The following is a 26873-nucleotide window of genomic DNA, read 5'->3' on the forward strand; positions in this document are numbered from 1 at the left end:
TTCGCCGCCCCAATCATGTTCGATCTAGCCAGGGGTTATAAACCGGTAAAAAGCAGGAGACAGTGGGCTCATCGGTGTTGTAAATTCGTGTTCGCACGTATGCAATTTGATCGAGACACGTCGGGTCGAGCCATGCAAACACACCCGCAGGAACACGACGACATCCAGGAGCCAGCCTCATGATCTTTCGCTTCTCTTTCCGGCCCTTCCGGCACGTGGCGTTAATAGCCACGGCTATCGCTGGAGTTACTGCAAATGTCAATGCACAATCTGCACTCAACCCGAAGCAGATGAAAGCTCTCGGTGAGGTTGATCCGCGCTTCGTCTCCTACAATGTCGAGGCCGTTGAGGTGACGGGAGGCCGCTTCTGGGCGCCCTTCAAATCTTTATCCAAGGATGCTGCACCGCTTGCGCCTGGAGAGTTTGGAGGAATCCGCGATACCAACGAGCCGCGTTTCAAGTATCGTCCGCCGATTGACCTGTCCAACGCGAAGCTTCGGAAACTGGCGGCCGCTCTTGGACCGGCGTACGTTCGCGTAAGCGGAAGCTGGCGGAATTCCACCTACTTCCAGGATGACGATCAGCCCGCGATGAAGACTCCGCCGGCCGGCTTTCAGGGTGTGATGACCCGCGCGCAGTGGAAGGGTGTGGTGGACTTCACCAAAGCCGTTGATGGCGAGATTGTGGCCTCGGTCGCGACCAGCCCTGGAACACGCAATGCCGAAGGCATATGGACCGCAGATCAGGCAAAACGCTGGTTCGATTACACGAGGTCCATAGGCGGCCGTATCGCGGTCACCGAATACATGAATGAGCCAACCCTATTGAGCATAGGAGGAGCCGCCGGTCATTACGGAGCGAAGGAGTATGCGAGGGACAGTAAGATCTTCGCCGAGTTCCTCAAGAAAGAGTCTCCCGGCACCATCTACATCGGTCCAAGCGGCGCTGCCGAAGGAGTACCCCAAACGCCAGATCTGCCGGGATTGAAGTTGACCCCAACTTCTGCCCTGATGACAGAGATCGGGCCGCTGTTCGACGGTTTTTCGTATCACGTCTACTACACACGATCGCATCGCTGCGCTCGCGACGAAGGCACAGAGATCAAGGAGCTTCTGACGCAGGATTGGCTCGACCGCGGCAAGGTGGCGCATGCCTACTTCACCGAGCTTCGCGACAAATTCCTTCCCGGTAAACCGATGTGGCTCACCGAGACGGGAGAAGCTTCCTGCGGCGGTGATACCTGGGCGGCAGAGTTCGTTGACAGCTTCAGACTTCTGGATCAGTTCGGAACCCTGGCACAGAGCGGCGTCAAGTCGATTATGTACAACACGCTCGCGAGCAGCGACTACGGCATGATCGATGAGGAAACTTACGAACCGCGTCCCAACTATTGGGCTTCCCTGCTATGGAAGCAAACGATGGGGACACGTTCTCTTGATCCCGGCCTTCCCCAAACTTCAGAGCTGCGCACATACGCACAGTGCATGAAGGATTCGCCCGGAGGTGTCTCCGTCCTTTTACTGAACCTAAGCAAGACAAATGCACAAACGATACAAGTGCCGATCGACGGCGGCCGATACACTCTCACGTCACCCGATCTGCTGAGTAAGACAGTTCTTCTCAATGGGCAGGAACTGAAGGTCGGTCAGGACGGCACAGTGCCACACCTGCAGGGAAAGAAATTCCAAAAGGGCAAAGCTATTCTCCAACCCCTGTCGATCAATGTCCTGACGCTGCCCAGCGCCCATAACCCATTTTGCGCGAAATAGCTGCGCCGGCAAGCCTGCTAAGGTCACGTGGAATGCGTACAGGAATGCCCAATTGCTAAACTTCGCCCGCGAGCACCTGTGACAGGTGAACGGCTCGTCGCGAGCTATTCTGTTCCACAGCCTCTCGGCAGGAAAATCCGTTCGCGACGATTACATCTTCTGGGCGGGCAGATCGGACAGCGGGAAGCAGAACTCGTTCGGCGAGCGCCTGAGAGACATCGTAGTGCTCCGTCTCGAAGCCGAAGGGGCCAGCCATGCCACAACAACCGGAATCGAGCAGATCGACCTCGGCACCGGTGGCTCGCATGAGCTCGACATCGTCTTTCATCGTCATCAATGACTTTTGATGGCAGTGCCCTTGTACGATCAGGCGGCGGCCGGTGAGATCTGGAGCCTGCCAGCCCTGTCGATGTTCCGCAAGATACTGGCTTAGCATCACCGTCTGTTTCGCGAGCCGCTGTGCACGCGGATCGTCCGGAAAGAAGTTCAGAAGCTCATCACGAAAGACACTGGCACAGCTCGGTTCCAGCATGACCACCGAAATGCCTGCCATGATTTGATGCGCGAAGGTGTCGAGGATCTGACTCAGGTAGCTCTTCGCAGCGTCAAGAAAACCAAAGTCGTAAAGAGGACGTCCGCAGCAGACGTGATGTTGCGGAACGGTGACGGGAGCTCCCGCCTGCTCCAGCACGCGATGCGCAGCGTGGAGCACATCTGGGTGGAAGTAGTTATTCCAGGTATCGGGCCACAACATAACGTCCGCCTGCGCGTTTGCCGGCTTCCATCCGTGACGAGTATTCCACTCCCTACGGAAGTCTCTTGGGGCAAACTGAGGGATTTTGCGTTGCGGGGCAATGTGTAGAAGACGGCGCATGAAGGAGGACGTAACCCCGATCTTGCCGGGCAGGTTCGCGAGACGCGGCGCTAACGAAGCGAACCGGGCCCAACGGTCCATGAAGCCGAAGGCATAATGCTGCATGGGATGGTTATGATGGCCATAGTAGTGGGCAAGAAACTCTGCCTTCCACGTAGCCATGTCAACGTTTACCGGGCATTCGGTCTTGCAAGCCTTGCAGGAGAGGCAAAGGTCGAGGGCGTCACGCACTTCTTCGTTCAGCCATCTGTCTTTGATCGTTGTCCCCTCAAGCATTTCGAAAAGCAAGTGCGCCCGGCCACGTGTGGAATGCTTCTCTTCACGGGTTGCCATGTACGACGGGCACATTGTTCCCTGATCGACCTTGCGGCACGCTCCTACACCTACGCACCGGGTGGTCGCTGCGCTAAAGAGTCCGTTGTCGCCGGGATAGGTAAACCATGTCTTCGGCGTCGCGGGTGAGTACGCTGGCCCAATGCGTTGATTTTCCGTGGCGTCGTAGACCCGAACGGGATCGATCATCTTTCCCGGGTTCATGGCATTTGTGGGGTCCCATAACGCTTTGAATTCGCGGAATGCCTCCATCAGTTCAGGACCAAACATCTTCGGAAGCAGGAAGCCGCGCGCCTGGCCGTCGCCATGTTCACCGGAGAAGGACCCGCCATACTTCAAGCAGATCTCTGCCGCTTCTTCAAGAAATCGACGGAAGCTCGCTACGCCCTGCACACTACTGAAGTCGAAGGTGATGCGCATGTGAACGCAGCCCTGCCCGAAGTGTCCATAGATTGGGGTGCTGTAACCGTAGGAGTTGATCAGATGTAACAGGTCGCGAAGATATTGGCCCAGTTTCTCGGGCGGGACCGCAGAATCTTCCCAGCCCTCCCACCTATGCCGCTCGCCAGGAACGAAGACAGTGGCACCCAAAGCTGATTCGCGCACCTTCCAAACCCGGGCGGCTTCGGCGGGAGAATAGCGATCGACACTGGGCTGTTCAGGGTAAGACTTCGCGTCTTCTACGAACCGGTCAATGATGCTCTCTACCTCCTGCGGAGAGTTCGCCCCAAACTCACACAGCAGAAATCCGCGCCCAGGAGGCAGAAGCGTAACGTCATCCACGGCGAGATTCTTGCGCAGCATGTAATCCACCAGCATGCCATCGAATCCTTCAAGTCCGATCGGGCTGTGGCGGAGTACAAGCGGAACATGATCAGCAGCCAGAAAAGCATCCTTGAAACCCAGGACAACCAGACGGCGGTGCTGGGGACTTGCCTTGAGCTCGCAGGTCGCACCCAGAACCGTGACACAGGTTCCCTCGCTCCCTACGAGAGCACGTGCCACATTGAATCCGTTCTCGGGAAGAAGCTGATCGAGGTTGTAGCCCGAGACGCGGCGAGGGATGTCGGGATATCGCTCGCGAATAAGTTGCGAGTATCGATCACGTAGAAGTTTGAGTCCGGCGTAGATCTGCCCTTTCCTGCCACCGGCTGCAATGATGGCTGCCAGCTCCTCTTCACTCGTGCGCCCAACGGTCATCCGCGTGCCGTCGTAGAGCAGGATGTCGAGTTTCTCGATGTTGTCGACGGTCTTGCCGCCCATAAGAGCGTGCACACCGCAGGAGTTATTGCCGATCATGCCGCCGAGCGTACAGCGGCTATGAGTCGCGGGGTCCGGCGCAAAGGTAAGCTCATGCTTTTCCGCTTCATTTCGAAGTGCGTCGAGCACGATACCTGGCTCTACATGTGCGAGACGCCGGCTCGGATCGAGCCATGTGATGTTTCGCAGGTACTTCGAAAAATCGAGCACGACCGCCACGTTGCAGCACTGACCGGCAAGGCTGGTACCGCCTCCACGTGACAGTACGGGAGCGCCGAACTCCCGGCAGACCCCTACCGTAGCAATCACATCGTCCATGGTACGAGGGACAACGAGACCGATGGGAACCTGGCGATAGTTGGATGCATCCGTAGCGTACAGTGCCCGAGAGGCCTCATCGAAGCGAACCTCCCCTTGCACTACCTGCCGTAGACGCTCTTCCAACCGCCGGGCATCGCGGAAGAACTCATGCGGGTGCGGTAGGGCCATCGGTTCCTGCGGTAGAACGACGAAAGACGATGAAGCTTTCTGCATAAAGAGTGCCTACGAACCTCAACGATGATGGTTACGAAGCGCTACAAGCAAGCAAGAATATCAGACTACCTGCAGCCAGGTTTCTCCATGGTTCGTGGGTTGACCCTACTGTCGAGTGCTGGTGAGAGCAGTCGATAGTACAGAGACGCCTCTGCGAAGCTCGTTTGGAGTACAGCCGGCAAATCCAAGAATCAGGCCAGGCTTTGGTTTCTTCCTGATTGCGAACGCCGAGAGCGCGCCCACCTCGAGTCCAAGCATGCTCGCCTGCTTCGCCGCCAGTCTGTCGGATGCCCCGGCCGGCAACCAGCCTATGGTTCTCATACCTGCCGCGGCGTCCTCGATAGCCAGCAGACCATTGAGATGTTTTTGGGCTGCCTCCTTAAGGACGGATAAACGTTCCAGGTAGATCTGGCGCATCTTTCGCACATGAAGGCCGAAATGTCCCTCCGTAATGAACTCGGCAAGAACCGCTTGGTCAAGTGTTGGAGGATGGCGATCGACAAAACTGCGCGCGGCTTCGAATGCGTTTACCAATCGCTCCGGCACCACCATGAAACCCACACGAAGTGCATTAAACAGCATCTTCGTGAAGGTGCCGATATAAATGACCGAACCGGAGTGATCCAGACTTTGCAGTGCGGCAACCGGGCGTCCGTGATAGCGGTACTCACCGTCATAGTCGTCCTCCACAATCCAGGCGCCGGCATTCGCTGCCCAGTTCAAGAGCTCCAAGCGGCGATCGGCAGACATGGTGACGCCCAGGGGAAACTGATTCGCTGGAGTGACGTATGCCAACCTCGCCCTCGGCGACAGCTTGCGTGCGGCTTTTACGTCGAGACCATCCTGATCGACAGGCACCGGAATAATCTTCGCTCCGGCCGCACGCAGGGTCTGCGTGGTTCCCGAATAGCCGGGATCTTCCATCCAGACATGATCGCCCGGGTCCAGCAGAAGGCGCACCACCAGATCCAATGCTTGTTGCGCCCCTGCGGTAACAATGATCTGCTCCGGCACACAACGGACGCCGCGCGCCCCGCCAATATATTCCGCGATTGCCCGCCGCAGGGGCTGATAACCGGCGGCAGCCCCGTGCCCGTAGAGCGACCGCGGCGCGTGTCTAAGCACTCTTGACGCAACCCGCGACCACAGTTCCACCGGGAAGAGATCGATCGCTGGTTCGTAGGATCGGAAAGCCTTACCCACCGAGTGGGACGGAGCCAGAACATCAATTCCGTGAATCATCGCGCGGGCGCGCTTCGACAGCGTCGCTTTGGAGGCCGGCAGCGTTAGAGCGGAGCGGCCGCGGCTGGGCTGCAGCGACTGGTCCGGCATGATGGGGGCGACATAAGTTCCGGAGCTGACCTGGGTTCGTATGTATCCCTCCGACAGCAATTGATCGAAGGCAGCGACGACCGTCCCCCGCGAGAGGCTATGTTGCTTTGCCAGGCTGCGCGTGGATGGAAGTCTGGCTCCGGGTTTCAGTCTGCCGCTGAGGATTGCGGCGCGAAGCTCGGTGTAAAGCCAACGCCACAGCTCCTGCTCGCCTTTGGGTGCAGTCAGGGCCAGATCCTGGAATGTCTCCTTCTTCGGCATCGTCGCTGCATATCCTGTCTCAAAAGTGGACTACTCAACGTTTCGATTATGGACCTTTCTGATGGTCCGTCGCGCTCTATTCTGAAAGGGAAAGGAAGATCAACGAGATGCAATCACGACTGGACGCGCAGAAAACCTCCCCCGCGGGCTACAACGCGATGCTTGGCCTGGAAGCATTTCTCAGTAAGGCGTCAAAGCTGGAACCGTCGCTCCTTGAACTGATCAAGATGCGTGCCTCCCAGATCAACGGATGCGCCTTCTGCCTCGATATGCATTCGAAGGATGCGCGTGCGCAGGGCGAGAGCGAGCAGCGACTCTATACACTTTCAGCCTGGAGAGAGGCTCCGTTCTTCACCGATCGCGAGCGCGCCGCCCTGGAATGGACAGAGGCTCTGACACTGATCACGGACGGACATGCCCCCGACGAAGTCTACGAGCGAGTCAAGCAGTACTTCTCTCCGGAAGAGCTCGTCAACATCACCCTGGCGATTATTACCATCAATGGATGGAACCGCATCGCCATAGGCTTCCGCTATATTCCCGGGGAGTATCAACCCGGCGCACACAAGTAGAGAGGAAATCATGAAGAAAGCACTCATCTTCTTATGTCTTATGGCAGGCACGCTGGCGGCACAGGAGGCCAAGGTAACTCCCCTGCTCTCCAAAGACCTGCCGGATCTTCCAGGCAAGGAAGGCAGGATGATCATCGTCAATTACCCGCCCGGCGGATCCACCGCGGTACATCGGCACAACGCCGACGTCTTCGTCTATGTCATGGAAGGCTCGGTGGTGATGCAGGTAAAAGATGGAAAGCAGATGACGCTTACAGCCGGGCAGAGCTTCTATGAAGCGCCAGGGGACATTCACCTCGTCAGTAAGAACGCCAGCACCACGGCTCCTGCGAAGTTCATAGTCTTCTTCGTGACGGACAAGGGCGCACCCACCTCTACTCTCGTCAAGTAGATCATCCTCAGCACCTGGAGAGATCCGGGTGCTGCCAACAGTTTTATCGAATCATCTTTATTTCGGAGGGAGTGAGATGGACAGGAAGTGGCAGGCGAAGGACGTCTATACCGTTTTTCTGCGTCTGGCGCTTGGGACAGCATTTCTCTCCGCCGTTGCGGATCGCTTTGGTCTATGGGGACCGTTGGGAACGGGAAACGTGGGATGGGGCGACTTCTCTCACTTCATCACCTACACCCAGAAGCTGACCTCGATGATACCCGCCTCTTCAGTGCCTGCATTAGCCTGGATCGCAACCATCGCGGAGACCGTATTCGGCATCGCTCTTATCGTGGGATGGCAGACACGGATCGCATCCTTTCTCAGCGGCGTGCTGCTTCTTGTCTTCGGCTTGTCGATGATCTACGGACTCGGACTAGAGCCGCCGTTGAGCTATTCGGTCTTTTCGGCATCCGCCGGCGCATTTCTGCTTTCGACCTGCGACGAATATAGGCTCAGCCTGGACAGCATCACGTCATGATGTCCGTCGGACCGGCCCCGATTCCCGAGGCCGGCCCTTGGCCCGGAGATACCATCTCGGCGTCTCCCGACCCCACTCACGTTCTTATCACGAGTCAACACGAAAATGCCCGTGGCATCTCTGCACTTTCGGTCTTATCTGATCAGCATCGCTTCTAGAGCTAACATCAAGGGTAGAAACCATGATCCAGGAATCCTTCCACCCCCACGACGAGCTCTTCCTCCAGCTTGAGAGCTACCTCCCATCGGCCGAGGACGGAGCCCACGATCTGTCTCACCTTCAACGTGTCTGGCGGAACGCCAAGGTCATCCAGGCGGTAGAGGGCGGTGATCTGGAGATACTCGCCGCCGCGGTACTGCTCCATGACTGTGTCCAGGTCCCGAAAGATTCCCCTCTCCGTTCTCGCGCTGCCGCGCTGGCCGCAGATCAGGCCCGGACGGCTCTCAAGCTGCTCCAGTGGCAACCGGACAGGACCGATGTCGTCGCCGGCGCGATCGAGAGTCACAGCTACTCGGCGGGTGTGGCGCCTACCAGTCTGGAAGGAAGCATCCTCCAGGATGCTGACCGCCTCGATGCGATTGGATACGTCGGAATCGCGCGCTGCTTCTATACCGCCGGGCGTATGGGCTCCGCGCTCTACCATCCGAACCAGCCAGAGCCGCTCGACAGGCTCGCGGATGACAAGCGTTTTGCACTCGATCATTTTCCGAAGAAATTGCTCACCCTATGTGAAGGTTTTCAAACGCCTACCGGCAAACGGCTGGCAGAAGAGCGCCACGCAAAATTGCAGGATTTCTACACTGGAATGCTCGCCGAGATCGCACGATAGGCCCTCACGGAGACCCGCAAAAGACGTCAGCTAATTTAAAGTCGTCACTTGTAACCAACTCGCAGATTCCTCAATCAAATATGGAGAAGGACAGGTAAACCGAAACAATGGCAAATTACACGAAAGACCCCGAAGCCGTTGCAAGTCTGACGCCTCAGCAGTTCCACATAACCCAGGAAAGCGGAACCGAGCGGCCATTTCAAAACGAATTTTGGGATCATGACGAGCCCGGGATCTATGTCGACATCGTCTCCGGCGAGCCGCTCTTTTCCTCGCTCGACAAGTTTGACAGCCACTGCGGGTGGCCCAGCTTTACCAAGCCATTGGAGAGTGATCACGTCGAGGAGTTCACAGACAGCACTCACGGCATGGTTCGCACCGAGGTGCGTTCTACACATGCGGACAGTCACCTCGGCCATGTCTTCGACGACGGTCCTGTTGACCAAGGCGGGCTTCGCTATTGCATTAACTCAGCCTCGCTGCGTTTTATCCCTGTAGACGAGCTCGAGAGCGAAGGCTACGGCGACTACCTGAAGCTGTTCGAAAAGGAGCAAAAATAACCATGAGCCAAGAGACTGCGATTCTCGCCGGCGGATGCTTCTGGGGCATGCAGGACCTGCTGCGCCGCTATCCCGGCGTCATTTCATCCCGTGTGGGCTATTCCGGTGGTGATGTCCCCAATGCCACCTATCGGAATCACGGCAGCCACGCAGAAGCTATCGAAATTATCTTCGACCCCGCCAAGATGAGCTACCGGAAGCTGCTCGAGTTCTTCTTCCAGATTCACGACCCCACGACGCGCAATCGTCAAGGCAACGATATCGGCGCCAGCTACCGTTCCGCTATCTTCTACACCTCGGAGGAACAGAAGCGAATTGCCGAGGACACCATCGCTGACGTGAATGCCTCCGGCCTCTGGCCAGGAAAGGTTGTGACGGAGGTCGCTCCCGCAGGTCCTTTCTGGGAGGCTGAACCGGAGCACCAGGATTACCTGGAACGTATCCCGAATGGATATACCTGCCATTTCATCCGGCCGGATTGGATACTTCCTCACCGCGCAGCCTGAGGTGCATGAACGCCGGCGGCAATTGCGCCGAAGAGTCAGTTCTTCACGGAACTCTTCGGCGCGTTGCCCGTCGGTCCCACCCGCACGCTTCCACGCAGCCGGATGTCATCTGAGGAGGCACCAATCATCACATCGAATGTGCCCGGTTCGACCATGAAGTCGTGACGTGTGACGTCGTAGTAGGCGAGATCTTTTACCGGCACCATGAACTCCACGTGACGCTTCTCCCCTGCCTTCAACTCGATACGTTCAAATGCCCGCAAAGACCTGATCGGCTGAGCCACCGTGCTGATCCGCTGATGCGTATACAGTTGTGGCACTTCGCTGCCAGTTAACTCACCCGTGTTCTGAACGTCAAAGGAAATGGATATCTTCCCACTCTGCGCCACAGGCTCAGGAGAAATCTTGAGACCCGTGAACTCGAAGCGGGTATAGCTCAATCCGTGTCCGAACGGATACAAAGGAACCCCCTTGAAGTACATATAGGTGTAGCCCTTCGAAACGTCGTATTCGTTCTGCGGAGGGACACCGTCGAGACTGGCGTAGACCGTATACGGCAGATGCCCTCCCGGATTATCAATTCCAAAGAGAGCCCGGGCGATCGCTGTCCCGCCGAACTCACCTGGATACCAAGCCTCCAGGATCGCCGGCACATGATCTTGCGCCCATGTTGATGCGATAGGCCCAGCATTCATCAGCACAACAGCCGTCTTAGGGTTTGCAGCAAACACAGCCTCGAGTAGATTTTCCTGATATCCGGCGAGGTCCAGATTACGGCGATCACGGCCTTCCGCCTCGACTCGAGCGTTCGTCCCAAGGCAGAGAATGACAACGTCTGCCTGCTTCGCAAGGCTTATTGCCTTTTCCATTTCGCCGCTGTTCACCTGCTCCACGAATCCAACGCCCTGCCCAAAATCGACGCTAACGGAGTCCCCAAGTAACTGCTTCAGTCCCGCGACAACACTCGTTTTATGTGATGGAGTTCCGTAGTAATTTCCTGTCTCGTATTCCTCTCCACCTGCAGGCCCGATCACGGCAATCTTGTGCACCACTTCACGATGAAGCGGCAGAAAGTTTTGCCGGTTGCTCAACAGGGTGAGTGACTCCGCGGCCAGCTTTTGCGCGAGTTCAAGATGTTCCGGTGCACGAACCACATCCATCGAAATCCTGGCATATGCACTCGTCTCGGGTGGATCAAATGCACCAAGGCGGAAGCCTACGCGTAAGACGTTCCGTACTGCTGCATCCAATTCTTTTTCGGTGAGAAGCCCGCGTTTGACAGCGATCGGGAGGTTCTTTTCAAACTCCGCATCATCCGAATCATTGCCGGCTTTGATCGCTTCGGCAGCCGCAGCCACGGGATCCTCAGACCATCGTTGACCAGGCTCTGAGCCGTTCCGATTGTTCCCCCCATCCGTAAGAAGATGAACCGCTCCGAGATCATCCGTGACGAAGCCGTCGAAGCCCCATTTCTTTCGCAGAATCTCCGTCAAAAGATAATGATTAACCGCGTCCGGCGTCCCGTTGATTGCGTTATAGCTGGACATCACTGACTGCGCATGGCCCTCCATGATTGCGGCTCTCCAGTGAGGTAGCCAATACTCAAAGAGGTTGCGTTCATCCACTGCTGCTGAAAGGTGTTGCCGACCGGTTTCAACGTTGTTGACTGCGAAATGCTTTACCGTTGCCGCTAACTTAAGGTGATTGATGTCGTCGCCCTGCAAGCCACGAATATAGGCAACCGCAAAATGGCTCGTCAGCAGTGGATCTTCGCTGAATACTTCCTGGATGCGTCCCCATCGTGGGTCACGGGAGATGTTGATTACCGGTGAGCGAAAGACAAGTCCATGTTTGGAGCGCGGCCCGTCAGCATGGGCGTTATAGAGAGCGCGCGCTTCATCACTCATCTTTTCCGCCACAGTGTGAATCAGCGCGGGATCCCAGGTCGCGCCCATAGCAATCGGAGCGGGAAAAAGTGTTGTCGGCTGCTTAGACCACACCCCGTGAAGCGTCTGATTCCATCCGCCCCACATAGGAATTCCTAGTCGCGGAATTCCCTGGTTGAGATGGTTTAGCTGCTGAGCCTTTTCCTCAAGCGTCAACTGCCCGATTAGATTCGTGATGCGTTCTTCAATCGGAAGCTTTGTATTACGGAATGCCGGCACTTGCGGACTCTGCGCCAACATCACTCCTCCGAGACACAGGCTCAGTACTGAAGCAAATAGTTTCATACAGGCTTCCTTTCAAAGAACCGCAATTTCACCGCAGATCAAACAGCGAAACGAAAGGTACTACCTTTACAGCAAACACGTCAACCGTGATTCGTTCGTGGGCCGTCACGCCTTATCGTCATATATCGAAAAATTCCCGGGATTTACGTGGTTCGCCGTAGTCGACAATCATGTTCGAGGCAAATGGATTGCCGCAAATGTACGCCCATTAATACGCAAATCGCCCGATCAGAGCGGTCACCTCGGCCATAGCTTCGACAACGGAGAAGACCGCGAAAATGCTGTCAAATCGACCGTGCCTCCAAATCTTTGCGGATCTCTTCCCATTTAGAATCAAAGGTGCGTGCTCTCCCTCTTTCACAAGTGGAACGTCGCCATATTCGCGGCGTTGGCTCCGCTTGGTCTATGGGGACTGGGTGTGCTGGCTGCCATCGACGCTGCGTCTATCTACATTCCGATTGACGCACTCATCGTCGAGTATTCAGCTCACAACCACGCTAAATTCCTTCTCTATTGTCTCGTCGCAGCATGGGGTGAGGCCCTCGGCAGCCTGGTGCCCTTTTACCTGGGTCGAGCGGGCGGTGAACTCTTCCTGATGAAGAAGATTGATCGTGCCCGATATGAGAAGCTTCGCGACCGCTTCGAACGACAGGAATTTCTGGCGATCATGATTCCCTCTGTGATGGCGCCTCCGATGCCGGTAAAGCTCTTCCTGCTTGCGGCCGGGGTCTTCGAGATGCGGGCTATCTCGCTCTTTTGTGCCGTCTTCGCAGGGATGTTTCTTCGCTTTAGCGTGCTGGCTACCATCACGATTCTCTACGGCCCACGGATTGTTCAGATCATCGGGTCTATAGTGAAGGCTCATCCAGTAATCGTCCTGGCAACAGCAGGAGTTCTTGTGGTGCTGATCGCGATCCAGGTCGTACGAAAGCTCCTTAGCCGGACAAAAGGGGTGCCTCTTCCGGTGGAAGATTAGGCTGGAGTTGCAAAGACAATGCGTGATGAGTGCAACAGTTCGAGCGAAATCAAACTTCGTCGCGATGCATTGCCACGATAGTCTAGCCATTCTCAAGATGATCATTGAGATTACTGACGTCGTAGGCATTCACTTCAAACTTTAAGCGACTTCAGATACGGCACACTGGGTGGCATCAGCGCAGGGTCTTCTTCCAGTTCGACGAAGTAGTTCTTCACGCCTGCGGTCTTTGCGGCTGTAAACACTGCCTTCCAGTCGACGACACCCTTCCCCAGCGAAACCTGGCGGAAGCCGGAACTGGTGGATGGATCCTTGACCCAGTCCTGGCAGTGCATGGAGCGGAAGCGGCCGGGGTACTTATTGAAGTACGTGACAGGGTCGTAGCCCTGCTGCATCGTGGAAACCTGGAACTGCAGGCTGGTGGTCGCCGGGTTCAGCTCGGCGATCATCATGTCGTAGACCGGCTTGCCGTCGATGTGCGCAGAGACGAAGCCCTCGTTGTGTAGCAGCGCGGTGATGCCTGCGGCGTGAGCTTTTTCGGCGAACGCGTTGAAAGGCTCAACGAAGCGCTTCACGTCGTCTATGGTCTCAGTGCCCTTGGGGTGGAAGGGCCCGAGCGCGGCGATTGCCATCTGGGTCATGCCGAAGTCCTTGGCGTAGGCGATGCTTTCGTCAGCCTTCTCAAACAGCTCCTTCGCCCCCCAGTGCGCGGAGATGCAGCCGATGCCCCAGTCGCTCAGCATGCGCCGCAGCTCCTGCGGCTTGTACTGTTGCAGGCTGGAGAAGTCGCTGTAGCCGTAGGGGGAGCACAGTTCGATCTGGGTGAACCCTGCCGCGCGCAGGCCCTTCATGGTTCCAACGAAGTCAGTGTTGATGGTCTTGCGAACGGGGTAAGTCTGGCAGCCGATGGGCAGGCCAAGAGGATCGGCAGGCAGATAGCGCGTGGCAGCAAGGAGAGCGGAGGCGGCGGTTCCGCTCTTAAGAAACGTTCTGCGATTCATCATGTGCCTGATCTCCCAGATTGAAGCAATCGAAGAAACTATAGCAGCTACGGAGTACGAGCAGAGTTAACCCTAGTTCATGACAAAGGCGAATAGCTTATCGCCTGCGCCGACGAGGAGGTATTGATGGCCATCCAACTCATAGGTGATGGGGCCGTTTGACATGCCCGTCCCCAGGTTGACGTGCCAGAGTGGGTTGCCGGTCGTTGCATCGAGTGCGACAAGGTTATTGTTTGGATCTCCGGCAAACACAAGATTGCCGGCGGTACTAAGCAGCCCGCTTTCCCCACCCGGGGTCTGCCACTTGTGGCTCCATTTGATTTTTCCGGTGCGGTAGTCCACCGCTTGCAGCATCGCCTCGGACCATACACCGATGCCGTGTCCTCCCCAGCCTTCCGGTTTATGGCTATCGTCGTAGATGTAGAACATCGAAAACGAACGCGTGGCATTGATGTAGAACAATCCCGTCTTCGGGCTGAACGTTGAAGGCGCCCAGTTCACGCCGCCTGAGGAATCCGGTGTAACCAGCACACCCGGGATCTGCGGCTCCTTCGCAGGATTCGGTATCGGCTGTCCCTTGGTGTCCAGCCCCTTGGTCCAGTTCGTCTTCACGAACTCCGAGCTGACATAGTTCTTCCCCGTCTCGCGATCCAGCACAAAGAACCAGCCATTGCGGCTCGCCTGTGCCAGCAGCTTGCGCGGTTTGCCTTCCATCTCGCCGTCGAACAGAACCGGTGTCTGGATTGCATCCCAGTCATGGGTATCGTGCGGCGAAGGCTGGAAATACCAGGCCATCTTTCCGGTGTCTGCATGGAGAGCGACGATGGATTCGGTATAAAGATTGGCGCCCTCGCGACCAGTGCCGGCAATCACCGGCTGCGGATTGCCGGTGCCGATATACAGCAGGTTCAACTCCGGATCGTACGTAGGCGAGATCCACGTCATGCCGCCGCCGTGTGCCATCGCATCAGCATTGGGCCAGGTTTCAGAACCCGGCTCGCCTGGCTTGGGTACAACCGACCAACGCCACTGCAGCGCGCCGGTCTCCGGATCATGGGCTTCGAGAAATCCAGGACGGTCAAGATCATCGCCGCTGACGCCGGTGATCACGTGGTTCTTTACCACCAACGGAGCCATTGACGCGTAATACATCTGGTCCAGATCGCAGATGGACTGACTCCACCGCTTTGTACCATCGGCCAGATTCAGCGCGACCAGGTTGCAGTCCGGCGTTTCGAAATACAAGGAATCACCCGAGATGCCAACGCCTCGATTTCCCAGGTGGATGCCGCCCTTGGATGTCCAGGCGTAATGCCACAATGGCTTGCTTGTCCGCGCATCAATCGCCCATACATGGTCGGGTACGGTGATATACATGACACCATTCACAACAATTGGCGTTCCAGCGAGCCGCCGGACCATACCATCGCCCATGTTCGGCAACTGGTAGAGCCATGCGAGACTGAGCGATTTCACGTTTTTGTCATTGATCTGAGTCAACGTGCTGAAGCGGCGGCCTGAGTAATCTCCGTTGTAAGTCGGCCATGAGTCCGGCGTCGGATTAAGCAGCACCGCTGGATCAAGGCCGCCGCCTGTCCGCTGTGCCGGGCTTGCCTGCTCCGGGCCTTCCGCGCGCATGGAAGCAACGGTGAACAGGGCGAGGAAGAACGTTGCAAGAAGCTTCATTGCAGGGTCTCCAGGTAGGACACGACATCGTGAATGTCCTTGTCGGTGTATGTGTCGAGTAGCGCCTCGTGACCCGCATAAGGATTGTGCTTCTCTACCTTGAGCTCAGGGCTGCGGGCAAAACTGAAGTAGTGTCCGTTCGCGTCCCGCAGAGACACGTTGAAGTCATCGAGATTCAATGGCTCGCCGGTCACAGTTGCGCCGGAGGGTGTCGTGACCGTGATCGTCGGGACGAGTTGACGCGAAGCCGTGCCTTGCTTCGTGATCGCCCGGTTTTGCGGAAAGACAACCTTCTGCTGCAGAGCCGGTGGAGCGTACTTGCCGGCGATGTGAGCCAAGTCCCCCGTGACCGAGTGGCACTTAGCGCAGCCGCCAGTATTTTCGAAGTAAAGCTTGCCCGCCTTGGAGTCGCCCACCAGGATATTCAGCGGATTGTTATAAGGTCCCGTGCGCAGTGTGTCACCAATCTGTTGATGTAGAAAATGAGACAGGTCCTTCACTTGCTCCTGTGTCAGTGCCACCGGCTTGGATTTGGGATGCCCCTGCGCAAGGTACGGCTCGATAGTGCTGCCGTACCGATCATGTAAAACCACGACCGATCGCACCAGATCTGCGCCGCGGCTGCCGCCGCGCGCTCGTGTTCCGTGGCAGGTAATGCATTGCGCGATGTAGACCGTCTTGCCGCGAGCGGCGGCATCTTCATCAACGACCTGCTTGTCGTCGGAGCCGGCCTGATCGATCAGGCTGGGCTTGCGTGGAGCCTTGGCTTGCTTCGTTGTCGCTGTGCCCGTACCGGCTTCGCCATTGAGCGGAAACGTCGTTGCCAGATAGCCGACGATCTGGTCGAACTCGTCATCGTTAATCTTCGCTCCGCGCGCGACCATGCTCGAAACGGTAGTCCCCCACTGCTCCCGGCTCATCCTTCGCGCGGTGAACATCTGTACAGAGTGACAGCTGGAGCAGACGCGCTGAACAGTGTCGCGATGCGCGCCTTCCGGTAGCGGCGAGCTTTGTGCCTGCACTACAGCAGCGAGAGGCGCAAGAGTAGTCGTCAGTAGAAAACAGAGACGAGTCAATCGCATAACGTGAATCATAAAGGTGACAAGCATCTCCTGGCGCATGGGCCGGAAAGTCTGCAGTGATCTGCCGACTAAGCCTTGGAACGCATCTCGCCTGACAAGATCAGAGCAAAGCGGCGCCGCATGTCCTTCAGGTAATCCGCATCACCGGAGTTGAGCTCGAGCGTCGCCGTCCCCTGATAACCGATCTCCTCCAGCGCTGCGTGGACGGCGATCCAATCGATATCCCCGTCGCCGGGAGACACCCAGCGAGCTATGGAATCTCCGCCACCCTTACCGCGCTGGAAGGCGAAGTCCTTGATGTGGAGCTTGACGATGCGCTTGCCCAGGGTGCGAATCCAATCCTGCGGGTAGCCGTAGAGCACGACGTTGCCCACGTCAAAGTAGGCGCGCACATGCCGTGAGTTGTATTCGTCAATGTAGTGAGCAAACTCCAACGGACTCAGCAGGAATTTATTCCAGACCTCTTCGAGCGCGAGCGTTACGTTCAACTCCTCGGCGAGTGGAATCAGCTTGCGGACGACTGCCTGCGATCGCACGTATGCATCCTTGTAGGATGTTTGGGCATTCACCACACCCGGCACCAACAGCACCGTCGAGGCGCCCCAAAGATGCGCGTTTCGAATCGAAGTGCGCGCGCCCTCCAGGCTTTTCTCCACCACCGCCGGGTCAGAAGAGGTGAATGGATACTTCCAGTGATCCATATTCATGACGGAATGAATGGGCAGCCCAAACTTTTCGGAAGCAGCCTTCATGGCCTCCGCCGTGGCCTGATCGGCTTCGGTAGGACACTCGATCTGCTCATAGCCGCAATCTTTGGCAAGCTGGAAGCGCTGCGCGATCGACAGGTTCTCAGGCAGCATGCTGTATTCCACCGCCATGCGGATAGGCAACGGTCCCTTAGCATGAGCGGCAACGGGCGACATGACGGTTAAGGCGGCGGCGTTCTGCAGAAAACTTCGACGAGTCATCATGACTGCCCTTTCAGGATGACCATTAATAACAAGAAATGATTATAAAAACAAATAAAACAATACGACGAAAAAGTAAACGTAATCAACATCCAGCCATAGCCAGTTGGGGCAGGTTTCTCCGCCCAGGACTCGTGCAGGCCGCGCGTGGCCGCAGCGCTAGCTGATCTGAAACTCCTCCGTCGTGATCAGACCAGGGGCTTGGATAGTCCCAAAGGTCAGCCGGAGCTTATCCTTGCGCAACGCATAGGTGGCATCGCGGAACAGTTTCAGAGCCGGATACGGCCGGAGGGCAAATGGTGCGCTCCACAATCGCTCACTTGAGCGGCCGTGTGTTACCGAAATCCCGAAAGTTTCCGTAGTGGATGCATTGTGATTCCTCCTGTGCAGTGTCAACTACCGCCAACACACAAGCTCTGTGAGTTAGTAGAGAAGCGGGTCACATATAGCTGAGACCGCAGCACTAACAGCCACGTAAAAACAAAGGGATAAGGCTTGCCTGCGATGCAACCTGCTCATCCGTGAGCGGGAGACGACGCCGAATCGGATTAAGTTCCCGTTCCAAATTCGCGGTCAGTTCCTACAGATGGTCCTTTGCTTCGAACCGGGAAGCCTCAGCCTCAATGAGAGCTTTCTTGGCAGCCGTCTTTTCAAGTCACTCATCTATGCTCGCTCCAGTGCATAGACGAAACGCTGGTGACGCTGATTCGTGTTGCGCTTGTTAACAAGCTGGAACGCCTCCAACTCTGGCATACCCGCCATTAAAGACGCTGGGACACCCATCTCTTGAAAATCATCGGCAGCGAACGGGATACGCTTCACGTCTCCCGTCTTCAGCGACTTCCTCAGGTAATATGTAGGCCTCATTCGTTAACCGTCCTTTCCTAAACGTTTGTGTAGCAATTGCCGATCCAGGATTTTCGGGCCGCCCAGGCCCAAAGTGTTTATGGCTGTATACAGTTGTGTTTCGAAATGGGTCCGGGGCAATACACCAGGGCGGGCATAGTGAAAACTAACGAATCAATCCGTCTTTAGGGGGTCTCACGCGAAGTCGTGTCTGAATCCCGATCTGGGGAAACAGTACGCCGGTAACTTACTTAAGTTGCGAGGTCTAGAGCATTTTCCCTGTGGGTGTAGAGTAGGGCTTCCGCATCTATGGGCGTTTTCCGCAATGAAAACGCCGCTGCAACCCAAATTTGCGGGCTACCCGGGCCCAAAGTGTTTCTGGCTGTAAGTCGGCAGCCATTTAAGCAGCCGAAAATCCAGAGTCTATATTGGCAGTGCGTAGGAACCGGCCTGTTCCAATTAAGCGTCGATAAACGCGGTCGGCGATGCGAGCCAGAACACGCGCCGGTTGGTAAATAACTTGTGTTGACCTGGCCTTGGCTTCCTGAGATGCCAGGCCGATATGATGGGCAAGCGCAATAATATGGAAACCTCGACTCAACCCGAAATCGCCCCCTCCCTTTGGCAGTCCATTCGAGAAGCCCTGCGAGGCGGCCATCAGGACTTTACCTCGGGAAGCCTGAACCGCTCCATTCTTCTCCTGGCCATTCCTATGGTCCTCGAGATGGTGCTTGAATCTCTCTTTGCGGTGGTAGATGTGTTTTGGGTAAGCCGCCTGGGGTCCGATGCGATTGCTACCGTCGGCCTGACGGAATCGATTCTGACGCTGGTCTTCGCAGTGGGTATGGGGCTGGGAATGTCGACTACCGCCATGGTAGCGAGGCGTGTCGGAGAGAAGAATGCAGACGGTGCGGCGATCTCCGCGGTGCAGGCCATCTTTCTCGGCCTGGTGACCTCTCTGGTGATCGGACTTCCCTGTCTGCTGCTCGCGCCCAAGCTTTTGACGCTCATGGGAGCCACACCTGCGATCGTGGCGACGGGCGCCAACTACATGCGCATCGCGTTGGGCGGATCGGGCGTCATCCTGATGCTCTTCCTCAACAATGCGATCTTCCGCGGCGCGGGAGATGCTGCCATCGCTATGCGCCTGTTGTGGGTTTCGAATATCTTGAACCTGATCCTCGACCCTTGCCTGATCTTCGGTCTTGGTCCCTTTCCAAAACTGGGCGTGACCGGAGCAGCCCTTGCGACTTTTAGCGGGCGAGGAATTGGTGTGCTGTATCAGTTTTATCGTCTGGCCCGGGGGACGGAGCGCCTCCACATCGCGGCGCGACATATGCGGTTGCACGGCGAGGTGCTCTGGCGGCTGATGAGGGTCTCCATTTCGGGCATCTTGCAGTTTTTGATTTCGCAGGCCAGTTGGATCGGACTCGTGCGGATCGTCAGCCTCTTCGGAGCCTCGGCGGTCGCAGCCTACACCATCGGTATCCGCATCGTGATCTTCGCCATCCTGCCTTCGTGGGGGCTCAGCAACGCCGCAGCCACCCTGGTCGGACAGAATCTGGGAGCTGGTCATGTCGATCGCGCCCGTAAGGCGGTATGGCGCACCGGCCTGTGGAACATGGCCTTTCTGGGTACGGTCGGCGTGGTCTTTATTGTCTTCGCTCCGGCTATCATTGGGCTATTCACGAACGATCCAGTTGTCGTTCCGGCAGCCGTAAGCTGCCTTCGCATCTTCAGCTACGGCAACATGGCCTATGCCTACGGCATGGTACTTATGCAGGCGTTCAACGGAGCCGGCGACACAGTCACACCGACTTACATCAACTTGGTTGGTTTCTGGATGCTGGAAATTCCGCTGGCATGGTGGCTTGCCATGCACACACCGCTCGGAGCCAAAGGGGTCTTCGTGTCTGTCGTGGTAGCTCAAACTGCCGTGGTGATGATCAGCCTGGTGCTCTTCCGCCAAGGCCGTTGGGCACAGCAAAAGATCTAGATGCTCGAATAAGTGGCTTACCGAAGCAATGAACCACGCGACATCAGACCGATTGAGCTACTGACTCTCGCACTGCAGGCACGTTTTTACTCGGGAGAGGAGTCGAACCGCGATGACAACGCAGCGAGCTCCCGGGTCCAGGATTTCGGCGTTTGTCCAAAGACAGAGCGAAACAGATCGATAAACGTGCTCGGCTCCTGGTATCCCACAGCATAAGAGACTTCTTTGATGCTGTGGCCAGCTACCAGTAACTGAATGGCCCTCATCAAACGGACCTGCCTTCGCCAGGATTCGAAATCCAACCCCACCTCACGCTGATACACCCTCTGCAGGGTTCTGACGCCTATGCCCACTGCGGCGCACATCGCCGCTACCGAATGCCGGCTTTCCGGGCTTTTGAGTACTAGCTCTGCGACAGCAAGAGCTCGCGCATCCCGCGGAAGAGCAACACCGGTCGGAATTGAAGTCGAACACTTCAGTTGGGCTACGAGTACCTCGCGATAGGCGCATTCCAAACGATTGCGCACTCGGATTCTCCCCATACCGACAATCTGAAAGATCAGCTCGCGAAGAAGCGGGACTACATGGAACGCCGTGCAGGTAGTCCATGCCGTATGGAGCCCGGGACGCAGATAGAGCGTACGCATGGAAACATGCTCCGGCATTCGAATGCTATGCACGGTGTATGCGGGAATCCAGAGACCGAAGTGGGGCGGCAATAGCCAGAGATTTTGCCCTGAGGTAATCTCCATCACTCCACGGCTTGCATAGACAAGTTGATCCGCACCATGAGAATGGAGCGCGATGTGCGAGTTGCGCGGATACTCGCGCCCATGCGTGGCAATGGCAATTCCCGGGCCAGGATCATTTTCCCTTACAAGCAGGGTACGACGCATAACCCCTATTTTATGCCGTATTAGCCTCTTTGCGACATCAGCTTTTGAGTAGAGGATGGTTCCATAGAACCATCAAAAGCGACGCTCAATAAGCACACCAGTGACGACTTCAGTACAGACAAGAGGAGGAACAAAAGGCAATGTTCATCACCAGGAATCACCTCTCACGGCGGACCGTCTTGCAGGGATTGGGCGTGACCTTGGGTCTTCCCTTTCTGGACGCGATGGTTCCAGCGCAAACACCGCTGCGCCTGACCGCAGCAGCGCCGAAGTCGCGATTTATAGCAATTGAAATGGTGCATGGCGCGGCCGGGAGCACTGCCATCGGACGATCCATGAACTACTGGTCGCCGGCCCAGGAAGGACGAGACTTTGCTTTCACGAAGTCGTTGCAGCCCCTCGAACCGCTACGTGAGTACATCACCGTCATCAGTAATACAGAGCTGCACAATGCGATGTCACTCGTGCCGGAGGAAGATGGACCGATGGCGGATCATGCCCGGTCCTCTGCTGTCTTCCTGACCGCCGCGCATCCCAGAAGGACAGACGGCGGAGACATCCACGCCGGACCATCCATCGATCAAATCTACGCCAGGGCCGTTGGCCGCGATACATGGCTACCATCGATGCAGCTTTGCATTGAAGATAACTCCATCGCAGGAGAGTGCGGCTACGGATACAGTTGCAACTACACGCACACCATCAGTTGGGCATCTCCTACAACTCCGTTGCCAATGGAACGGTCTCCGCGACGTGTATTTAACAGCATGTTTGCGCCTGATGCACCGACCGGACAAGGGACCGGGAGCAACACAACGGCCAGCATCCTCGATTCGCTCACCGACGCCGCTAGGAGTGTAAAGCGGCGTCTGGGTGTTCGAGACCAGGCGACACTCGCCGATTACCTGGACGATGTCCGTGCGATTGAGAAGCGCATTCAGGAGATTGAACGTCGCAATGCAATGGACCCGAAACCTCAGGCTGGCGGACCTCTCAGCGTGCCCGACTCCTTCAACGATCATGTCGACCTCATGTTCGATCTCCAGCTTCTTGCTCTTAGCTGCGACCTGACGCGCGTGATTACATTCAAGATGGGTGTCGACCGGAGTCAGCGTATCTTCCCCGAGAGTGGCGTTACGACTCCGTTTCACACCCTCTCGCATCACCGTGAATCACCTGAAAGAATTGAAGAATTCGCCAGGCTGAATCAATATCATGTCGGCAAGGCCGCCCGGTTTATTGACAATTTGCGCCGGACCAAGGACGGGGACGGCAATCTCCTCGATCACTCCCTCGTACTCTACGGAAGCCCGATGGGTGATTCGCACGTGCATGAGCACAGGTTCCTTCCCCTGTTTCTTGCAGGCAAGGCTAACGGTGCGTTGCAAGGAAATCGTCACGTGGTCTGCCCCGCCGATACGCCGATGGCTAACGTTCTTCTCACGGTCATGCACAGACTTGGCGCCGACACACAACAGATAGGCGACAGCACGGGAGAGATTGCACTCTAACGAACCGGTTCGATGGTGTGGCGAATTGCCTGGCGTCACCGCTGGAGTCATCCATTCCCTCGCAATAGAGCATTTCCTGTTGCTGGATATCCCGAAAGGGGCGTGCAGCGGCGTTTTCATTGCGGAAAACGCCCATAGATGCGGAAACCCTACATTACACCTACAGGGAAAATGCTCTAGTCGCTACAATCGTGGGGACCATTAGGAGGTCTCGCCATGAACCGTTGCATGTGCGCGCTGACTCTCGGCGCGGCGTCGCTGCTCGCGCTTTCTCAAGCTGGCTGCAAGAACGGCCAAACGACGACACAGCCTCCCGTAGAGGCGACGAAGACTAGCGCAGACATCGAACAGCTAAGTCCGGAGTTATCCACGATCATCCCTGATGGGGCCAGGCTCGAAAAGATGGCCACTGGATTTACATGGACCGAGGGGCCGGTGTGGGTACAGCCAGGGATGTTAATGTTTGCAGATATTCCGAGCAACAGCATTCGGCAGATGACTTCGGATGGCAAGGTTTCGATCTGGCTGCAACCGAGCGGCTATGTCGATAAGGAGCCCTTTGGCGGCAAGGAGCCGGGGACGAATGGGATGACGCTTGATGACAAGCTGCGCCTGACTGTCGCAGGCCATGCGGCGCGCAGCATCCTTCGGTTTGAGACGATGGACCCCAAAGGGGGAAAGACAATTCTGGCCGACAGCTACGAGGGCAAGCCTCTCAACAGCCCGAACGATGTCGTGTATGGTCCGGATGGCTCGCTTTATTTCACGGACCCGCCTTACGGTCTTCCGACGCAGCAGGATGATGATCCTTCGAAGAAGCTGAAGGTAAATGGCGTGTATCGCATTCCGAACGCAACGGCTGTCAAAGCTGGATCGGCTCCGAACCGAGCGAAGCTGCAGTTACTGATCGGCGATTTGCCGCGGCCGAACGGTATCGCGATCTCGCCGGATAACAAGTGGCTTTATATTGCTGATTCACAGCAGAAGAAGTGGATGCGGTATCCGTTGAAGAGCGACGGTACGGTGGCGGAAGGCATGGTGTTTCTGGACGCATCTTCAGCAAAGGGCACAGGAACTCCAGATGGGATGAAGATCGATTCGCAGGGGAATCTATTCGCAACCGGCCCGGGCGGCGTGTGGATCATCTCCCCGGAGGGCAAGCACCTGGGAACGATTCTCACCGAAAAGCCAACGGCTAACGTGGCGTGGGGCGGCGAAGATGGCAAGACGCTCTATCTGACAACGAGTGACGCGATCTATCGTATTCCCGTGAAGGTCGTTGGCTATCGTCCGTGGATTCATTGAGGAGATTGACCTGTTAGGGTGTGTGGTGACACACCCTAACTACAGCGACAATCCAAAAAACTCTGCAATCGCGGTATGAATTACGGACGTCTGCTCGCGCGTTAGCGCCAATACCCCTGCCGGTCGTAGCGCCGGGAGGTGCTCGCGTAGAAGTTCGTAGTCGGCCAAAAAGTCGTGGCTCACCCGTACCCCGCGCTCTGCGTCTTCAATCGCGATCAGGGCCGGAGCCCGTTTCGCCAGCATCTGCGGAAACCCCGCGACGCTCAGTCGCTCCGGTGCGATGTACAGAAACTTCAGCCGTCCACTTAGGTACTCCACGCATGCAGCCCGAAGTGCCTCCCGGCTGCGGTTTGCGTGAATGCAGTCGCACGCTATCCCACGCTCGCGGAGCTTCGCTACCTCGGCCTCCATCCACTCCACCCGCGCACTTGCCACCAGCGAAGTTCCTTCCAGCGCGAGCCCGGCAAGTTGGTAACACAAGGTCTTTCCCGCCCCGTCAGGAAGCGCCAGCAAATGATCCTTGCCCGCCAGTGCAGCCATGCATGCGGTTTTTTGTCCCGGGAGAAACGTCTTGTGCCCGAACCGCTCTTTTAGCAGCCCATTCAACTGTGTCGTCTTCGAAGGCTTCTTCGCCTTGCCCTCCGCGGTCGCCGGTGGCCGCGTACCCGCTGCTTTCTTGTCGCTGGCAGCCGGCACCGTCTTCGCCTTTGACGCGAACCGGCGCCGCGGCGTTACCCGCACCTTCTCCATCACACCGCTCACATATGCGTTGATGCCTTCGATGAATGGTGCGAGATGGGCCTCCCCCTGGTTGATCTTTTTGAGGTACGCTTCCCACTGCCCCGTCATCGCCGGGGTCTTCACTTCGGGATGCACCACGTCGATCAAGTGGATCCCCTTGTCCGTCGCTTCCAGCGTTTTGCCGCTACGCACAATGTAACCGCGCTTCAGCAACACCTCGATGATCGAGGCCCGCGTGGCCGGCGTCCCCAGGCCTGTGTCCTTCATCGCCTCCGAAAGCTCTTTCTCGTCCAGCGCCTGCCCTGCCGTCTGCATGGCAGTCAGCAGCGTACCTTCCGTAAAACGCTTCGGCGGCTTTGTCTTTTTCTTCTTCGCATCGATGGCAGCCACCCGTTGCGGCTGGCCCTCCGCCAGATCCGTCGGCAATACCTGCGCGGCCTCTTCCTCTTCGCCGTCTTTGCCGCCTTTCTTCCGCTTCTCCGGTACCGGGTCCAGAACTTTCCAGCCCATCTGTTGGACCAGCGTTCCCGACGTCCTGTACCGATCCACAACCGGCTCCGTGCCATCCTGTCCCGGATTCGTAATGGCCGTAATCACCGTCGTGACGGCCTGCAGATGATCCTCGTGCCACATCATCAAAAAGCGGCGGCACACCAGATCGTAGATCTTGCGCTCCTGCGGGCTCAGGTTCAACTTGCCGGGGTTCACCGCATTCGGCAGAATCGCATGGTGGTCGCTTACCTTACTGTCGTCCACATAGCGTTTGCTGAGGGGGCGCGTCCCTGTTCCCTCCGCCACCATTTGCGGATACTGCGGCACAATGACATTCGCAATCTGACTCACCGTTGCCGCCACATCGGACGATAAATGGCGGCTGTCGGTACGCGGATAGCTGATGAGTTTATGGCGCTCATACAGCGCCTGCGCATACGTTAGCGTCTCCTGCGCCGTGAATCCGAACAGCCGGTTGGCGTGGCGTTGCAACTCCGTCAGGTCGTACAAAAGCGGAGGCTGCGCGCGTTGCGTCTCCGACTTCACCGATTCAATCGTCACCGCGCCCGTACGCGCGCGTTCGACGATCTGCTTCGCTTCTTCACCGTCTGCAGCCAGCCGCGACAACTTCGCCTGCGTCTCTTTCTCGTTCCCCTGGTCGCCGCGCGGCCGGAACCAGGTGCCTGAATAGGTCTCTTTCTTTCGCTCGGCCAGACCTTCAAATTTGGCGATGACCTCGATGTACTCTTCTGACACGAACTGCCGCAGCGTCAGTTCCCGCTCCACCACCATCGCCAGCGTAGGCGTCTGCACGCGGCCCACCGAGATTTCCTCGTTGTAGACCAGGGAATAAGCGCGCGACAGGTTCATCCCCACCAGCCAGTCGGCGCGGCTTCGCCCATGCGCGGCATCAGCCAGTCCGTCGTAGGCGCTGCCGGGTTGCAACTTCTCAAAGCCTTTGCGAATCGCATCGGCGGTCATCGATGAGATCCACAAACGGTTCACAGGCTTATCGCAAAGCGCTGCGCCGTAGATGTAGCGGAAGATCAGTTCGCCTTCGCGCCCTGCGTCCGTGGCGCATACCACCTGCGCCACGCGCGGCGAGTTCAGAATCTTCCGAACCACCTCAAACTGGTCTTTGGTCTTTTCATACACCACCAGCGGCCAGTCGCCGGGCAACATCGGCAACAGGTCCAGCCGCCATTGTTTCCACTCGGGACGCATCTCGTGCGGCTGCGCCAGAGAAACCAGGTGCCCCACGGCCCAGGTCACCACATATCCGTTTCCGTGCAGAAATCCGTCGCCCTTCTTGGCGGCCCCGAGAACGCGGGCAATATCGCGCGCAACCGAGGGTTTCTCCGCCAGGACGGCGGTCACTGTGGCACTGCTGTCAGACATCGT

General features: G+C 57.1%; 21 protein-coding genes. 11 read left to right on the forward strand and 10 right to left on the reverse strand.

Going from position 1 to position 26873, the window contains the following annotated elements; genetic code table 11:
- Positions 1 to 179 precede the first annotated feature (179 nt).
- On the forward strand, positions 180 to 1769 hold the full coding sequence (locus AB4Y89_RS05230) for a hypothetical protein (RefSeq protein WP_442299832.1): 1590 nt from the start codon (positions 180 to 182) through the stop codon (positions 1767 to 1769).
- Positions 1770 to 1824: 55 nt separating this feature from the next.
- Here AB4Y89_RS05230 and AB4Y89_RS05235 read toward each other — a convergent pair whose 3' ends face one another.
- Positions 1825 to 4725 (reverse strand): FAD-binding and (Fe-S)-binding domain-containing protein, encoded by a 2901-nt coding sequence (locus tag AB4Y89_RS05235; protein WP_442299833.1) that lies wholly within the window; start codon positions 4723 to 4725, stop codon positions 1825 to 1827.
- A gap of 150 nt (positions 4726 to 4875) precedes the next feature.
- Positions 4876 to 6363 carry a MocR-like pyridoxine biosynthesis transcription factor PdxR gene (gene pdxR / locus AB4Y89_RS05240; RefSeq protein ID WP_442299834.1) on the reverse strand — a complete coding sequence of 496 codons (1488 nt, stop codon included), beginning with the start codon at positions 6361 to 6363 and terminating at the stop codon, positions 4876 to 4878.
- Between the two features lie 107 nt (positions 6364 to 6470).
- Between pdxR and AB4Y89_RS05245 the strand changes: the two genes are divergently transcribed.
- From AB4Y89_RS05245 to msrA, 6 genes are all read left to right on the forward strand, one after another.
- Positions 6471 to 6935 carry a carboxymuconolactone decarboxylase family protein gene (locus AB4Y89_RS05245; RefSeq protein WP_442299835.1) on the forward strand — a complete coding sequence of 155 codons (465 nt, stop codon included), beginning with the start codon at positions 6471 to 6473 and terminating at the stop codon, positions 6933 to 6935.
- Positions 6936 to 6945: 10 nt separating this feature from the next.
- Positions 6946 to 7326 carry a cupin domain-containing protein gene (locus AB4Y89_RS05250; RefSeq protein WP_442299836.1) on the forward strand — a complete coding sequence of 127 codons (381 nt, stop codon included), beginning with the start codon at positions 6946 to 6948 and terminating at the stop codon, positions 7324 to 7326.
- A gap of 76 nt (positions 7327 to 7402) precedes the next feature.
- A complete protein-coding gene (locus AB4Y89_RS05255; protein WP_442299837.1) occupies positions 7403 to 7846 on the forward strand; it encodes a DoxX family membrane protein in 444 nt (147 codons plus the stop codon).
- 181 nt (positions 7847 to 8027) lie between these two features.
- The gene (locus tag AB4Y89_RS05260) at positions 8028 to 8675 is read left to right on the forward strand and encodes an HD domain-containing protein (RefSeq protein WP_442299838.1); all 648 of its coding nucleotides are present in this window, start codon (positions 8028 to 8030) and stop codon (positions 8673 to 8675) included.
- 107 nt (positions 8676 to 8782) lie between these two features.
- Positions 8783 to 9235: a peptide-methionine (R)-S-oxide reductase MsrB gene (gene msrB, locus AB4Y89_RS05265; protein ID WP_442299839.1), complete on the forward strand. Its 453-nt coding sequence runs from the start codon at positions 8783 to 8785 to the stop codon at positions 9233 to 9235.
- A 2-nt stretch (positions 9236 to 9237) separates the two neighbouring features.
- On the forward strand, positions 9238 to 9741 hold the full coding sequence (gene msrA / locus AB4Y89_RS05270; RefSeq protein WP_442299840.1) for a peptide-methionine (S)-S-oxide reductase MsrA: 504 nt from the start codon (positions 9238 to 9240) through the stop codon (positions 9739 to 9741).
- Positions 9742 to 9776: 35 nt separating this feature from the next.
- On the opposite strand, the gene AB4Y89_RS05275 is transcribed toward msrA, so the two are convergent.
- The gene (locus tag AB4Y89_RS05275) at positions 9777 to 11972 is read right to left on the reverse strand and encodes a glycoside hydrolase family 3 C-terminal domain-containing protein (protein WP_442299841.1); all 2196 of its coding nucleotides are present in this window, start codon (positions 11970 to 11972) and stop codon (positions 9777 to 9779) included.
- Positions 11973 to 12315: 343 nt separating this feature from the next.
- Here AB4Y89_RS05275 and AB4Y89_RS05280 point away from each other — a divergent pair, with 343 nt between their 5' ends.
- A complete protein-coding gene (locus AB4Y89_RS05280) occupies positions 12316 to 12948 on the forward strand; it encodes a YqaA family protein (protein ID WP_442299842.1) in 633 nt (210 codons plus the stop codon).
- A gap of 134 nt (positions 12949 to 13082) precedes the next feature.
- On the opposite strand, the gene AB4Y89_RS05285 is transcribed toward AB4Y89_RS05280, so the two are convergent.
- From AB4Y89_RS05285 to AB4Y89_RS05305, 5 genes are all read right to left on the reverse strand, one after another.
- Positions 13083 to 13952, reverse strand: coding sequence for a sugar phosphate isomerase/epimerase family protein (locus AB4Y89_RS05285; protein WP_442299843.1), 870 nt, complete (start codon positions 13950 to 13952; stop codon positions 13083 to 13085).
- A 69-nt stretch (positions 13953 to 14021) separates the two neighbouring features.
- The gene (locus AB4Y89_RS05290) at positions 14022 to 15635 is read right to left on the reverse strand and encodes an acido-empty-quinoprotein group A (RefSeq protein ID WP_442299844.1); all 1614 of its coding nucleotides are present in this window, start codon (positions 15633 to 15635) and stop codon (positions 14022 to 14024) included.
- Positions 15632 to 16729: a c-type cytochrome gene (locus tag AB4Y89_RS05295; protein WP_442299845.1), complete on the reverse strand. Its 1098-nt coding sequence runs from the start codon at positions 16727 to 16729 to the stop codon at positions 15632 to 15634. The genes AB4Y89_RS05290 and AB4Y89_RS05295 overlap by 4 nt, the downstream gene beginning before the upstream one ends.
- 56 nt (positions 16730 to 16785) lie before the next feature.
- Positions 16786 to 17688 carry a sugar phosphate isomerase/epimerase family protein gene (locus AB4Y89_RS05300; protein WP_442299846.1) on the reverse strand — a complete coding sequence of 301 codons (903 nt, stop codon included), beginning with the start codon at positions 17686 to 17688 and terminating at the stop codon, positions 16786 to 16788.
- Positions 17689 to 18348: 660 nt separating this feature from the next.
- Positions 18349 to 18552 carry a hypothetical protein gene (locus tag AB4Y89_RS05305; RefSeq protein WP_442299847.1) on the reverse strand — a complete coding sequence of 68 codons (204 nt, stop codon included), beginning with the start codon at positions 18550 to 18552 and terminating at the stop codon, positions 18349 to 18351.
- A gap of 562 nt (positions 18553 to 19114) precedes the next feature.
- On the opposite strand from AB4Y89_RS05305, the gene AB4Y89_RS05310 reads away from it, so the two are divergent.
- Positions 19115 to 20527: an MATE family efflux transporter gene (locus AB4Y89_RS05310; RefSeq protein ID WP_442299848.1), complete on the forward strand. Its 1413-nt coding sequence runs from the start codon at positions 19115 to 19117 to the stop codon at positions 20525 to 20527.
- A gap of 86 nt (positions 20528 to 20613) precedes the next feature.
- Here AB4Y89_RS05310 and AB4Y89_RS05315 read toward each other — a convergent pair whose 3' ends face one another.
- Complete coding sequence (locus AB4Y89_RS05315) at positions 20614 to 21423, reverse strand: AraC family transcriptional regulator (protein WP_442299849.1); 810 nt, start codon at positions 21421 to 21423, stop codon at positions 20614 to 20616.
- 140 nt (positions 21424 to 21563) lie between these two features.
- Here AB4Y89_RS05315 and AB4Y89_RS05320 point away from each other — a divergent pair, with 140 nt between their 5' ends.
- Both AB4Y89_RS05320 and AB4Y89_RS05325 read left to right on the forward strand, forming a co-directional pair.
- Positions 21564 to 22934 (forward strand): DUF1552 domain-containing protein, encoded by a 1371-nt coding sequence (locus AB4Y89_RS05320; RefSeq protein WP_442299850.1) that lies wholly within the window; start codon positions 21564 to 21566, stop codon positions 22932 to 22934.
- Positions 22935 to 23150: 216 nt separating this feature from the next.
- Positions 23151 to 24239 carry an SMP-30/gluconolactonase/LRE family protein gene (locus AB4Y89_RS05325; protein ID WP_442299851.1) on the forward strand — a complete coding sequence of 363 codons (1089 nt, stop codon included), beginning with the start codon at positions 23151 to 23153 and terminating at the stop codon, positions 24237 to 24239.
- A 39-nt stretch (positions 24240 to 24278) separates the two neighbouring features.
- Here the strand turns inward: AB4Y89_RS05325 and AB4Y89_RS05330 are convergent, their stop codons facing one another.
- Positions 24279 to 26870 (reverse strand): DNA topoisomerase 3, encoded by a 2592-nt coding sequence (locus tag AB4Y89_RS05330; RefSeq protein WP_442299852.1) that lies wholly within the window; start codon positions 26868 to 26870, stop codon positions 24279 to 24281.
- Positions 26871 to 26873 lie beyond the last annotated feature (3 nt).

This window comes from Terriglobus sp. 2YAB30_2 (genome assembly GCF_052114765.1).
Taxonomy (GTDB): domain Bacteria; phylum Acidobacteriota; class Terriglobia; order Terriglobales; family Acidobacteriaceae; genus Terriglobus.